Annotated in this window: 12 protein-coding genes; 7 read left to right on the top strand and 5 right to left on the bottom strand. The window is 40.4% G+C overall.

The window, feature by feature from the left end; genetic code table 11:
* Nucleotides 1–16: 16 nt before the first annotated feature.
* Genes lspA through surE form a run of 3 tightly spaced genes read right to left on the bottom strand, consistent with a single transcriptional unit; the run spans nucleotide 17 to nucleotide 3,468 of the window.
* Nucleotides 17–502: a signal peptidase II gene (gene lspA, locus ABWK04_03920; protein MEZ0361035.1), complete on the bottom strand. Its 486-nt coding sequence runs from the start codon at nucleotides 500–502 to the stop codon at nucleotides 17–19.
* Complete coding sequence (gene purL, locus ABWK04_03915; protein MEZ0361034.1) at nucleotides 460–2,700, bottom strand: phosphoribosylformylglycinamidine synthase subunit PurL; 2,241 nt, start codon at nucleotides 2,698–2,700, stop codon at nucleotides 460–462. Before purL ends, lspA begins: the two co-directional genes overlap by 43 nt.
* 15 nt (nucleotides 2,701–2,715) lie before the next feature.
* Nucleotides 2,716–3,468, bottom strand: a complete 753-nt coding sequence (gene surE / locus ABWK04_03910; protein MEZ0361033.1) for a 5'/3'-nucleotidase SurE — start codon at nucleotides 3,466–3,468, stop codon at nucleotides 2,716–2,718.
* 18 nt (nucleotides 3,469–3,486) lie between these two features.
* Between surE and ABWK04_03905 the strand changes: the two genes are divergently transcribed.
* The 5 genes from ABWK04_03905 to ABWK04_03885 all read left to right on the top strand — a co-directional run bounded on the left by ABWK04_03905 (nucleotide 3,487) and on the right by ABWK04_03885 (nucleotide 8,498).
* Entirely contained in the window at nucleotides 3,487–4,143 is a 657-nt protein-coding gene (locus ABWK04_03905) for an ATP-binding protein (GenBank protein MEZ0361032.1), read from the top strand.
* A gap of 69 nt (nucleotides 4,144–4,212) precedes the next feature.
* Complete coding sequence (locus tag ABWK04_03900; GenBank protein ID MEZ0361031.1) at nucleotides 4,213–4,362, top strand: hypothetical protein; 150 nt, start codon at nucleotides 4,213–4,215, stop codon at nucleotides 4,360–4,362.
* A gap of 54 nt (nucleotides 4,363–4,416) precedes the next feature.
* Nucleotides 4,417–5,331 carry a hypothetical protein gene (locus ABWK04_03895; GenBank protein MEZ0361030.1) on the top strand — a complete coding sequence of 305 codons (915 nt, stop codon included), beginning with the start codon at nucleotides 4,417–4,419 and terminating at the stop codon, nucleotides 5,329–5,331.
* Between the two features lie 118 nt (nucleotides 5,332–5,449).
* Nucleotides 5,450–6,589: an HD domain-containing protein gene (locus ABWK04_03890; protein ID MEZ0361029.1), complete on the top strand. Its 1,140-nt coding sequence runs from the start codon at nucleotides 5,450–5,452 to the stop codon at nucleotides 6,587–6,589.
* Nucleotides 6,576–8,498, top strand: a complete 1,923-nt coding sequence (locus ABWK04_03885) for a DUF3488 and transglutaminase-like domain-containing protein (GenBank protein MEZ0361028.1) — start codon at nucleotides 6,576–6,578, stop codon at nucleotides 8,496–8,498. Before ABWK04_03890 ends, ABWK04_03885 begins: the two co-directional genes overlap by 14 nt.
* Here the strand turns inward: ABWK04_03885 and queF are convergent.
* Entirely contained in the window at nucleotides 8,476–8,853 is a 378-nt protein-coding gene (queF, locus tag ABWK04_03880) for a preQ(1) synthase (protein MEZ0361027.1), read from the bottom strand. The two genes, ABWK04_03885 and queF, sit on opposite strands and share 23 nt — an antisense overlap.
* A 53-nt stretch (nucleotides 8,854–8,906) precedes the next feature.
* On the opposite strand from queF, the gene ABWK04_03875 reads away from it, so the two are divergent.
* Nucleotides 8,907–11,198, top strand: coding sequence for a DNA topoisomerase (ATP-hydrolyzing) (locus ABWK04_03875; GenBank protein MEZ0361026.1), 2,292 nt, complete (start codon nucleotides 8,907–8,909; stop codon nucleotides 11,196–11,198).
* Here the strand turns inward: ABWK04_03875 and ABWK04_03870 are convergent.
* On the bottom strand, nucleotides 11,164–12,423 hold the full coding sequence (locus ABWK04_03870) for a ComEC/Rec2 family competence protein (GenBank protein ID MEZ0361025.1): 1,260 nt from the start codon (nucleotides 12,421–12,423) through the stop codon (nucleotides 11,164–11,166). The two genes, ABWK04_03875 and ABWK04_03870, sit on opposite strands and share 35 nt — an antisense overlap.
* Nucleotides 12,424–12,646: 223 nt before the next feature.
* Between ABWK04_03870 and ABWK04_03865 the strand changes: the two genes are divergently transcribed.
* Nucleotides 12,647–12,853 carry a chromosome segregation protein SMC gene (locus ABWK04_03865; GenBank protein ID MEZ0361024.1) on the top strand — a complete coding sequence of 69 codons (207 nt, stop codon included), beginning with the start codon at nucleotides 12,647–12,649 and terminating at the stop codon, nucleotides 12,851–12,853.
* Nucleotides 12,854–12,863 lie beyond the last annotated feature (10 nt).

Below are 12,863 nucleotides of genomic sequence, written 5' to 3'. Positions count from 1 at the left end.
AATATAATTTATTTTATCACCTTTTTCCAGAGTGATTCAGAAGAGATTTAAGAACTAAAAACATTATAGCCATACTTATACCCATATCGGCAAGATTAAAGGCTGGCCACGAGAACTTACCGTAAGAGATGTATATAAAATCCCTCACGTATCCGAGAAAGAACCTGTCGTATAAGTTTCCTATAGCTCCCCCACCTATCATACCCATAAGAAAAGCATTCTTTGCGTCATTATGTCTGATTGTATAAAGGAGTGTGAGCGAAAGAGCGACAATCGGTGTAAGAAGTATGAGAGGCAGTCTTATTATATCGGGCGCATCGGAAAGGAAGCCAAAGGCTACACCCTTGTTATAGACTAAAACCAGGTGCATAAAAGGAAGAAGGCTCACCTCTCTACTACTGAGATATTTTTCCGCAAGACTCTTTGTTATGAGATCACCTGTCAATAAAAAGCCAAAGGTTATAAGGTATGTGATAACGCTCTTTCTAAGGAGTTTTTCCATAAGTCCTCCAGATCTTCCACTCTTTCCTCAAGGATAAGTTCGTCATAGAGTTCTATTCTAAGCTTCTTATCTTCAGTGATTCTTCCTAAAAGCATCCAATCTAAACCTTCCTCCTCTGTAATATCTTTAAAAGCTTCTACGTTATCCCTTTTTACACTCACTACCACACGTGTGGGATTTTCGGAAAACAGAAAGAAATCAAGCCTTTCATCCGTATATAGGTTCAGACCAACTCCAAAGGAAGTTCCAAAAACGCACTCAAGCAAGCACACTATAAGTCCTCCCGTTGATACATCGTGGGCTGAAAGTATAAGATCATCGTCTATAAGTCTGAGAAGGAGTTTGTGAAGGGCTTTTTCTTTCTCAAGATTAACCACTGGCACATCTCCGACGACTTTACCGTGTATCTCTCTCAAAAACTCACTTCCGTCAAGCCTTGAACTTCTTTTTAGATCCCCTATGAGAAATATGAAATCTCCTTCTTCCTTAAACTTGTGATCCATGAATTTTCTATTTTCTACGATTCCTACCCCTACTACTATCGGCGTGGGATATATGTTCCTGAAGTTTTTTCCTTCAACAGTTTCGTTATACAAGGATACGTTACCACTCACTATAGGAACACCCAAATATTCACAGGCTTCAGCTATACCTTTTATGGCTTCTTGGAGCTGCCACATAACTTCTGGTCTTTCAGGATTTCCAAAGTTGAGACAGTCTGAGATACCAACAGGTTTTGCTCCAACACACGCTAAGTTTCTGCACACTTCGGCTATAACAAACTTTCCACCTTCATAGGGATTGAGATAAACCATCCTTGAATTCCCTTCCATGTTTATTGCCAAAAGCTTTTCGCTCTTGAGTTTTGGACGATATGGCCACTTGATGCGTAAAATACTGGCATCACCTCCGGGCTTCAAAACTGTGTTAGTTCCTACCTGATAGTCATACTGGGTATACACCCACTCTTTGGAACAAATATTTAACGAAGTAAGCAATTTGCGAAGGGCTTTTCTTACATCTACTTTTGGAAGAAGATCCTGATTAAAATGCCTTACTTCCTTTATATAGGAGGGTTCTCTGATCTCTCTTACGTAAATGGGTGCTTCTTCAACAATAAGACTAACAGGAAGCTCAACTACTTTTTGCCCGTGAAAGTACGCTATCAACATACTACTGTCCGTGAGCTTTCCTACATGCGCGTACTCAAGGTGGTGTTTCTTGATTATCTCTTCTATTTCCTTCAACTTTTCCTCATCCACTATCAGAAGCATCCTTTCCTGACTTTCCGAAAGGAGTATCTCGTAAGGATTCATACCTTCTTCCCTGAGCGTCACTCTCTCAAGATACAACTCAGCACCCATACGTGACTTACTTGCTACCTCGGATACAGCACCTGCAAGACCTGCAGCCCCAAGATCCTGAATACCCACAACGAGATCCCTTTCAATTATCTCCATAAGAGCCTCTATGAGTTTTTTACCAAAGTACGGATCGCCTACCTGCACGTGAGATCTTTTGGACTCCACAGCATCCGAAAACTCACCAGATGCCATTACTGCACCGTGTATACCATCTCTTCCCGTTGAAGAACCGACAAGTGTAAGTACCTGTCCAACCTTCTTAGCCCTTGAGCTATACATCCTTCCAGCGGGTAAAATACCCAAGCAAAAAGCGTTGACAAGTGGATTTGTAGCGTAACATTCTTCAAAGAAAGTTTCACCACAAACAGTCGGTACACCTATGGAGTTTCCGTAGTGACTTATACCCTTTACCACGCCTTTGAGTACGTACAAAGTTTTGCGGTCTTTAATAGGTCCGAACCTCAGAGAGTCACCCAAGGCTATAGGTCTTGCACCCATGGAAAGCACATCCCTTATTATGCCTCCCACACCCGTTGCAGATCCGTTAAAAGGCTCTATGTAAGAGGGGTGGTTGTGACTTTCTACTTTGAAGGCTATCCACACATCATCATCTACCTTCACAACTCCTGCGTTTTCACCAGGTCCCACAATGACAGCATCCGACTTGGTAGGGAACATTCTCAGGAGCCTCTTTGATGATTTGTAAGAGCAGTGTTCGGACCACATAGCTCCGAGAATACCAAGCTCTACTTCGTTTGGCTCTCTTCCAAGCTTTTCAAGTATGCGCTCGTACTCCTCTTTGGTAAGTCCATGAAGTTTGTAAGCTTCAACCATTAGAGAAGGATTTTATCATAACTCCCAGTTCTTTTTCAGTTCCTCCAAAGCTCCAAAGTTTGTCATATCTAACTGTAATGGGGTTATGGAAACGTACCCGTGATAAACAGCCCAGTAATCTGTGCCTTCCTCGAGCCTCCATCCAAATTCTTCGGCGGTGATCCAGTAGATAGGCTTTCCATGAGGATCGGAAAGCTTCAAAACCTTCTCTTTATAACTTCTCTTTCCTTGCTTTGTAATGAGAAAACCCTTTACATCTTCCTTTCTCAGATTGGGGATATTCACGTTTAGATAAGTGTCTTCGGGCATTCCCTTTTCTAAAACTCTAAGAACAATCTCCTTTGCCGATTTGGCTATCTCCGCAAAATCCACATCATCCCTACCGAAAACTGAAAAAGCCAGAGAAGGTATACCTAAAATCCTACCTTCCATAGCTCCAGATACAGTTCCGGAATAAGTGATATCCTCTCCCAGATTGGGTCCTTCGTTTATACCTGAGCAGATGAGATCGGGTTTTTTACCGTCCAGTATGAGATAATAACCAAGATGTACGCAGTCTGCAGGCGTTCCTCCTACAACTGTCCAGAAATCCTCATCCACCCTCCTAATTCTCAAAGGTGAGTTGAAAGTGAGAGAGTGACCTACACCGCTCAGGTTTCTATCCGGAGCTACGCAAATCACCTTACCTAAGCTTTTTAAGGCTTCCCTGAGAGCTTTTATCCCTTCAGAAAAGTAACCATCATCATTGGTGATCAAAAAAGTAAACATCTTTCTATATTTTAAAGTATGGCTGAAAATTGTCCCATCTGTGGTGGCACAGGATTTGTGGATAAGGGTCGCACAGTTGAGATATGCTCCTGCAAATTTAAATCTAAAGACATAGCGAAGTATCTGAACATCCCTCCAAGGTTTGTAAATGCTGACTTTGAAAATTACGTTCCAGTGTCAAGCTCTCAAGTACAGGCTCTGAAAGTTTGCATCTCTTTTGCTCACAGCTTTGATCCTTCCGAAGGTAAGGGACTGACACTTTTAGGTCCTCCACATATGGGAAAGACGCATCTGGCTGTTTCAGTTTTAAAAAGCATTTACACCAACAAGAGCGTGAGAGGTATCTTTTTTGACACAAAAGATATGTTTTTCAAACTCAAGAGTGTGATGGAAGATAGTGAAAGATACACAAAGCTCATGCACGTATTACTCCGTAGTCCTCTTTTGGTACTTGATGATCTTGGAAGCGAGCGCCTCTCGGACTGGCAAAGAGAGATAATTACTCACATAATCTCATACAGATACAACCACATGAAAAGCACTATAATAACTACCAACTATGCTCTACGAAAGGTAAATGAAAAAGAGGTAGCTAAAACCATAGAAGATCGCCTTTCTGAAGCTGTAGTATCTAAAATACATCAAATGAACACCATCTTGTATCTCATACCATGACAAAAAGCATATTGCATAAGATGGAGCGAGGCATAAAGTAAAAAGCATCAACCTAAGGAGGTGAAAGCCATGTGTTGCTATACGAAAGAAGAGCTTGAAAGAATGAAAGCCCTCATAGAGGAAAAGAAGAAGGCAAAGGAAGCCCTCAAGGACATTAAACCCTCAGATTTTGAAGCAAAGGAAAGAAGGAAGGAAGAAGTAGTCAGCGTAAAGGATTGATTAACTTCTCTTAAGTGCTTGTCAGCGGTGTGATCCGGGTTTAATATTTTAGTTATGTTGGATTATATAAAAGAAACGGATAAACTGCAAAGTATCTTTCTTGAAGTGCTTGAAGATACATCCAAAAAAGAACTTCTTTTATATCTTCTGTGCTACGTGCAACTCGTTAGAAAGGAGGGAAAGGTCACCGTAGATCTTGATCAGTTTTTAAGGTGTGCGAGTAAAAACTTTATAAATACGAGAAATTCTTGGAAAGATGTGCTTGTGGAAATGAACTTGTTCACCATCAATGACTTGTACGGCAATACCTACACAGGCAAGGATATATACAGAATTGATGAAAGGGATGTTAACTTCATAAGGATAGATCAGAAATACTGTAGAGATATAAATTTGCTCGGTTCTAAGATTGCAAAGTATTGGGGTATTATAAACAGAGTTTCTCATTACGGACGCAGTGTAACAGCTTACGATGCAGTTTGTACATCAGCCCTTATGTTCAACGAAGGACTCTACGATGAGCTTGAAAACTACTGTGAGTTTCAAAAAGAGAGATTCAAAAAGGAGGCAGTTTTTTTTGAAGCGCTTATATCCTTAGCATCCGCCTTTAAACTCTATTCGCGTCAAAACAACAGGAATATAGTACCTTATGTAAGAGATTGTCTAAACAGGATCATAAATCTGGGTGATGTTTACTACAATATAAACCTCGGTAAGCTAAAGGGTGATCTCTCAAAAGTTCTAAAAAAACTTCAGAAAGGGAAAGCTGTAGAGAGCGTAAAAATAGAATTTATAAACAGGGGGGACAGAGAAGAATCAGTCTGGAGGAAGCTCATAAAGAGTATAAAAGGTATCTTCAAGAGGATCAAAGGAGGTAAGAGATGGACTTTAACGAACTCAGGAACAGTCTGCTACTATTCCATAGAGGCTTACTTGAGAAGGCAGAGAAACTTCCCGAGGGAAGATTAAAAGAAGCTTACGTGCGTGCTGCCAAACACCTCAAAGATGTCACTGTAGCACTTTACAACTTTGATCTCACTATGAAGGAAATAAAGGAGATTGAACGGGAAAGGGAAGAAAGTCATTGATGTTTAAGGATTTTTCCGATCCTATATACGGTTTTGTGAGGGTGGAGGATCACGAACTTAAACTGATAGATTCCGTACCTTTCCAAAGGCTCAGGTACGTAAGACAGTTAGGGGTAGCTTATTTGGTGTTTCCTTCTGCTCAGCACACACGTTTTGAACACTCTTTAGGCGTTATGGAGCTATCCACACGCATATACAACAGCTTAGGTTTAAAAGATAGGAGACTTTTACAGATAGTTAGGCTCGCAGGACTTTTACACGATATAGGACATCCTCCCTTTTCTCACACCACTGAGGTTCTTCTTGGTAGTAAAGGACATGAAGATGTAGGTTATAGGGTAGTAACTCAGGGTCAAATTATGGATACACTTAGAAAGGAAGGATTTTCGTGGGATGAAATAGAACTGATAGCAAGATTGGCTTTCAAGAGGTGTAAAGACAGCTCCGAAACACTCCTATCCAACATAATAACTGGTGAGTTCGGATCAGACAGGATGGATTATCTGAGAAGGGATGCATACTTTTGTGGAACATCATACGGATTTTTTGATTACGAAAGGCTTTTAAATCATATTGAGCTGGTGGAAGGTAAAAAAACAGTAAACATGAGCGCCATAAGAGCCTTAGAGAGCTTTATTCTTGGGCGATACTTTATGTATGTCCAGGTGTATTTTCACAAAGTGGTGAGAATTCTTAATATACATCTAATTGAGATGATAGAGAATTTTTTTGGAAAAGAGTACTTTCTGAATACGGACTTACTTATGACTTTAACGGATGGGGATATACTTTCAGTGGCGCTCAAGCATCCGGAAGACTTGCATGTGAGGAGGCTCATAGGCAGGGAGCATTTCAGGGAAGTTTTTCACACCCAATCAAAAAAAGAGTTTGAAGAAGTCAAAGAGGAGTTAGTTTCCATATACGAACCTGAACTCATGAGATTTGATTATGTAAGCAAAAAAGTGCTGGATGAGGATATTCCTATTTCGGAAAATGGTAAAACTTTTTCGCTAAAAGAATTATCAGGAATACTTTCTAACCTGAGGGACATAGAAATATACCGCATTTATGCAGAAAAAAGTATGATAGATGAACTCAAAAGCTTTCTTGCAAAGAGGGGATATTATGGTAAGCGTTAGATCCGTAAGCCTGTTTCTCGTGCATCTTTGTGCCTTAGTGGGAGCTTTCTCCTTATACAATGTAGCCGAAGGGATCTTTTATCTTACCTTTCTCTTTGTTTATGCTGTTGGAATATATGCGGATGTAAAAGGAGTGTATCCTATAAGGAGAACTATTTTGAACATCTTTGCTGTCATTTTCTCCCTTTACTTTCTGTCTTTTATCAGTCTGGAGGATCTGCTAAGACCCTTTGCCAACGCGGTACTTCTCCTACTTGCTATAAAAAGCCTTGAAGAAAAAAAGCCCAGAGATATGTATCAAATACTTCTTTTAAGCCTTTTTGCGGTATCGGTTTCAACCGTTTATAACCTGAGTGTGAGTTTTGCACTTTTGCTTTTACTTGAAATATGTTTGGGTGTTTCTTCTTTGGTTTTCATAAATCTACAAAAGAGCGTAGGTGAAAAGGTAGTGAGCGAAAAGGTTATAAAATATTACGCATTGATATCCGTAGCTTTTTTCTCAGCGGTGAGCCTACTTACCGTACCCTTTTTCGTTCTTCTACCCAGGACCCAAACGCCACTCTTTGATCTTTTTGGAAGGGCAAGCTCCGGATTAAAGACAGGCATAGCAGACAGCGTAAGCCTTGGTAAGGTAGGACAGATACAACAGGATAACAGCGTAGTTTTCAGGGTTTACGGTCTTCCCAAAGGGCTTAAAAATATGTACTGGAGAGTTTCCGTATTTGACACTTACGTAGGAAACGAATGGATAAGTACGAAAAAAGAACAGATACCCATGCCCACTCTGAAAGGCAAGCTTACCTCTTATACGGTTATGCTTGAACCTACCTTTGAAAAATACCTTCCCGCTCTTGATTATCCTGTCGCTTTAAAAAATGTAGAGGGTACGGTAGGAAATGTATACATGTCCTCGGGTGGCGTTTTTATGTCTTTAAAGGAGATCACAAGACCCATAAGATACACGGCTATTTCTACAGACATACCTCCTTACCAGGAGGATGTTCACGGCTATATGGAAGTACCTAAAAATGTTTCTAAAAGCATAGTGGAGCTTGCTCGCGAACTTTCAAAGGGAGCAAAGGATCAGGAAGATATGATAAAAAACGTTGAGAAGTTCTTCTCAAAAGGATTTAAGTATTCCCTGACGCTTGACAGGTACGAAGGCGATCCTCTGGATTATTTTCTCTTCGTCTCCAAAAGAGGGAACTGCGAATACTATGCGAGTGCCACAGCCATATTACTCAGGCTTATGGGTATACCAGCAAGAGTAGTTGGAGGTTTCAGAGGAGAAGTATGGAACGATTATGGCGGATATTATGTAGTAACCAACTCTATGGCTCATGTGTGGGTTGAAGCATACATAAAGGGTCGTTGGGTGAGGATAGACACCACTCCCCCCTACACATCACCGGGCGTAAAGAATATATCAAGCTTATCCTTGATCACGGATGCACTGATAAGCTTCTGGTACTCAAATGTCGTCGGTTTTTCTTCACAGAAGCAGTTTTCACTCTTTAAGAAGCTACATAAGGACATAAAACTGGGTCTTAAACCTGCAAATCTGAAAGGTTTTTTCTTGGAAGCTTTTAAGCTTGCTTTCCTTTTTGTGATTCTTTACGCTACTTTTAAGCTGTATATATACAGCAGAAAAACGCCAGAGAATCTATACAGAAAACTTTTGAACGTTTTGAAGGTAAAAGACAAAACCCTTCCTGGGGAACTTCTTAGGGATCTAAAAGGTTCGGATATATACCCCTATGTGGAATACATTGTGACCCTATACCACAGACACAGATTCTCACCTTATAAGGTGTACCGTGATGAGATACTTCATGGGTATGAAGCTCTTGACAGTATAAAAAAGATGCTCAACAAAGGAAAGCATATCAGTACAGTCCATCACTCCTGATTTTTATCAATGTATGTACGTTACCTCTGGGATTAAAGTCACCCACTACCTCAAGGAATCTAGGTTTTAAAGTTTCGTAAAGAGTTGCGTATATTTCGTTAGTAGCCTGTTCGTGGGAAATGTAGCGGTTTCTGAACTTGTTGAGCCACAACTTGAGGGACCTTAGCTCCACTATATACCTATCTGGAATATAACGTATTCTTATGGTAGCATAATCAGGATAGCCAGAACGCGGACACAAGCAAGAAAATTCGGGAAAAGTTATCTCTATCACGTAGTCTCTTTCCGGGGATGGATTTTCCCAGGCTTCCAACTGTGCGGATTCTATTGCAAGCTCACCGTACTTTTTTTCCATAATTATATTAAGATATAACCTTCATCTGGAGTGGTGTATAATTTTATAAAGGCATGGAAATCACGACAGTTCCCATAGAAGAAGAGGTAAAGCAGTCCTACATAGATTACGCTATGTCCGTAATAGTGGGGCGTGCTATACCTGACGCACGCGATGGTCTAAAGCCAGTGCAGAGAAGAATACTCTACGCTATGTACCAAATGGGTCTTATGCCAGATAAACCCTTTGTCAAAAGTGCGAGGATCGTTGGCACGGTACTTGGATACTATCACCCTCACGGTGATCAGGCAGTTTACGATGCTTTGGTCAGAATGGCTCAAGACTTTAATATGAGGTATCCTTTGATCACCGGACAGGGCAACTTCGGTTCCGTAGACGGTGATCCTCCTGCTGCTATGAGGTACTCTGAAGCCAAGCTTTCCAAGGTTGCAGTCAAAATCCTTGAGGATATAGAAGATGGTACTGTAGATTTTGCCCCAAATTTTGACGGTTCAACTATAGAACCTTCCGTTCTTCCATCAAAGTTTCCCAACATGCTTTGCAACGGTAGTACGGGTATAGCTGTAGGGTTGGCGACATCCATCCCACCGCATAATCTCAAAGAGGTGTGTCTTGCGCTCATAGAACTGGCAAAGAATCCAGACATATCAACTCAGGAGATAATGAAATACATAAAGGGTCCCGACTTCCCTACGGGGGGAATAGTGGAAAATTACGCTGAAATTATTGATTACTATCACGTAGGAAGAGGGTATGTGAGAGTCAGGGCAAAGGCTCACGTAGAAAAATTGCAGGGAGGAAGGGAACAGATAGTTATAACCGAGATACCCTATCAGGTAAATAAGGCGGAACTCATAAAGAGGATAGCTGAACTTGCGAGGGAGGGCAAAATCAGAGAAATATCGGATATAAGAGACGAATCGGATAAAGAAGGTATAAGGATAGTGGTAGAATTAAAAAGGGAAGCGAATGGTCAAAAAGTCTTGGAAAAGCTATACAGACACACGGCGCTAAGGAAAAACTTCCCTCTGAATTTTGTAGTACTTATAGATAACGAACCTAAACAGGTAGGCATAAAGGGTATTTTACAAGAGTTTTTAAAGCACAGACTTGAAGTGATCTTAAGAAGGGCAAAGCATCATCTCAAAAAGGCTGAAGATAGGCTTCATATAGTTCAGGGCTTGATAATGGCTCTAAGGCATTTGGACGGTGTCATACGAGATATAAGAAATTCCAAAGATATCGCAGAAGCCAGAGAAAAGCTCATAAAAAACTACCTTTTGAGTGAAAAACAAGCCAACGCTGTACTTGATATGAGGCTTCAGAGACTCACTTCTTTGGAAAGATCAAGGCTTGAGCAAGAGGAAAGGGAACTTATCCAAAATATAGAGTACTATAAAAAACTTATAAGTAGTGAGGAAGAGAGGATAAAGGTATTTGTGCAGGAAATGGAGCAATTGGCTAAAGAATTCCCTTCACCTAGAAAGAGCTTCGTTTTGGGTTTTGAAGGGAAAGAGGAAGTAGGACAGCTCACCATAGTTATATACTCTAACGGGAAGATTACACCCCTTGAACAAATACAAGAGGAGGAAGAGCAGATAGTTAACATATTAGATGTTCCCTTTGATGAAGGGCTATTTATGGTTTCTAATAGGGGGCGGGTTTACTGGATAGCTGGTTCTCAGGCTTTGCAGGGAAGCAAGGTATCTTTCAAAGAAAGGGACGAAAGCATTGTTGGTGCCTTTGTGAGATCTCAGGCTAGTGACCGTATAGTGTTGATCACAAAAGCGGGATACGTAAAGAAGATACCTATAGTGGATTTTGAGTATAAGTCTCAAGGCATGTCCATAATAAAGTTTTCTGAAGAGACGGATCAGGTGGTAAGAGTTCTACAATCACCGGAAGAAGGTGACATAATACTCTTTACGAGAAAGGGTAAGATCCTAAGATTTCCCATAAGGGAAATACCTCCAGCTACTGTAGGATCAAAGGGTGTAATAGGTATAAAGCTTGAAGGGGATGACACGCTCAAAGGTGCGAGAGCTTTAACAGATTGCCCTTACCTTATTTTGATCACAGAAAGAGGAAGCATAAAAAAGATCAGCTCAAAGGACATACCTGTGAAAGGGAGAGGGTCAAAAGGTATAGGCGTTATGAGTTACACCAAAAGCCACCTTGCAGACATAGTACCGATAAAAGATGTCGTGGAAATTATGATAGCAACGGAGAAAGGGAGAGTTTTCTATGACAAGCTTGAAGAAGGTGAAGTACTTCTTAAAGAGAGCCAAAGGTGGGATATAGGTGACGACCTCATAACCAAAGTGGTAATAAAAAAGGCACATTAAGGAAAACAACCAAAACTTTCCACCAATCTTTCAAAAAGTAAAGCAGAACACCTCCAGTAATATTCAAAAATATAGCCATTTCCACAGATATAGAGGTGTTTAATGTGAAACTTATGTGTGATATTATACTTACCAAGTTTAAAATAATCTTACCAAACAGCTCAAGTGGAAAGGTAGGTAGACTGAAAAAAGTAAAAAGTTCCAATATCCCATAAGCAGTAAAAGGTATAAATATCATACTTACAAGCGGTGTAAACACAATACCCAAAGGCGTAATGTAAGAAAAAGTTGCCACTATGTTTGAAGTGCTAAGCGTTGCAAAAAGCGAACCCCAAAAGGACATAAATATGTAATAGTGCTGTCTGGAAGGGAAAAAATTTTTTATACCATCTACATTAACATTAGCGAGGATGAGATAAAGTGTGGCGGTAAAAGAAAGCCAAAAGGAATATGAACTCAAGTATTCGGGAAATATCAAAAGTATAATGGAACCGGAAAGGAAAAGTAGGCTGAGGTAATCAGGTCTTCTGTATATAAGCAGTATCAAGAAGGCAGAAAATATCATTATGTAGGCTCTCAATACCGGCGGATCTAAAGGCACAATAAAGAAAGAGTAAAAACTTATGCCAATAAGCGAGAGAATAAACCCGTACCTGCCCGGCAGTAAAAACCTCAAGATAAGAGCAACAAGTGACAGGTGGAAACCCGACACCACCAAAATGTGCAACAGACCAGTTTGCCAGAAAGCAGTCTGGTACTCAAAAGGTAAAACTTCTTGAGACTCGCCAAAGAGGTAAGAAAAAACGAGAGCTTTAATTTCTTGATCTTGTATTCTCTCGTCAACTCTGCGCATGAACAGTTCTCTGATACTTTCCCGTGTAAAAACGAGTTTTCCTATGTGTGTGTAGCTTGCGTTGATAAACACCTTTCCATAAGCAAGTCTAACCCTTCCTAAGACCTCAAAAGTTTTTGAAGGTAGATCCTCAGCACCAAAAAGCGTAAGATATCCCGTCTTATCGTAAATCTCAGGAAGGTCCCCACCTATTATCTTTACCTTGACTTTTAACCTGTTTGCTTCCACATTTGGTAAACCTTCCACCAAAACCAAAACCTTAGCCTTACCAAAATCCTCCTGCAGGTATTCCTTATCCCTTTCAACCCTAAAAAAGCTAATGATCAGAACCACCAGAAATAGAACCAAATGTTTAAGATGCCTTCCCTCCATCTGCAATAAAAGTATAAAGCCATATGCGGGTTTAACTACATGCTACTATCTTCTTCTTCAAATGAAATTAATTTCCAAGAATCACCTTATGTATGGTTGAATGTGGGATTATAAAGTTTAAAGCTTTGATACACAAGCATTTAAACCGTGTGCCATCAAGTCATAAGGTCATCAACGCATTAAAGCATCTTGACATCAAAATGTTCTCTGTTATAATCAAATCATGAGAAGAGGGAAAAAACCCGCATACAAGAGGACTACTGTTAAGCTACCGTACGATCTATGGGAAGAACTACGAATAGAGAGTGTTAAGAAAAACATCTCTCTTGGCGATTTGATAACCCAAAAGCTAAAGGAATGGAAAGTTCTTAAAGAGAAAACGGCAGTATATCCCCTTGACAAGTCTGGACTTCCGGATTACACATCATAACCTTATTCAG

The sequence above is a fragment of the Hydrogenobacter sp. genome, from assembly GCA_041287335.1.
GTDB lineage: Bacteria > Aquificota > Aquificia > Aquificales > Aquificaceae > Hydrogenobacter.
This window is presented reverse-complemented; position numbering and strand designations above follow the sequence as displayed.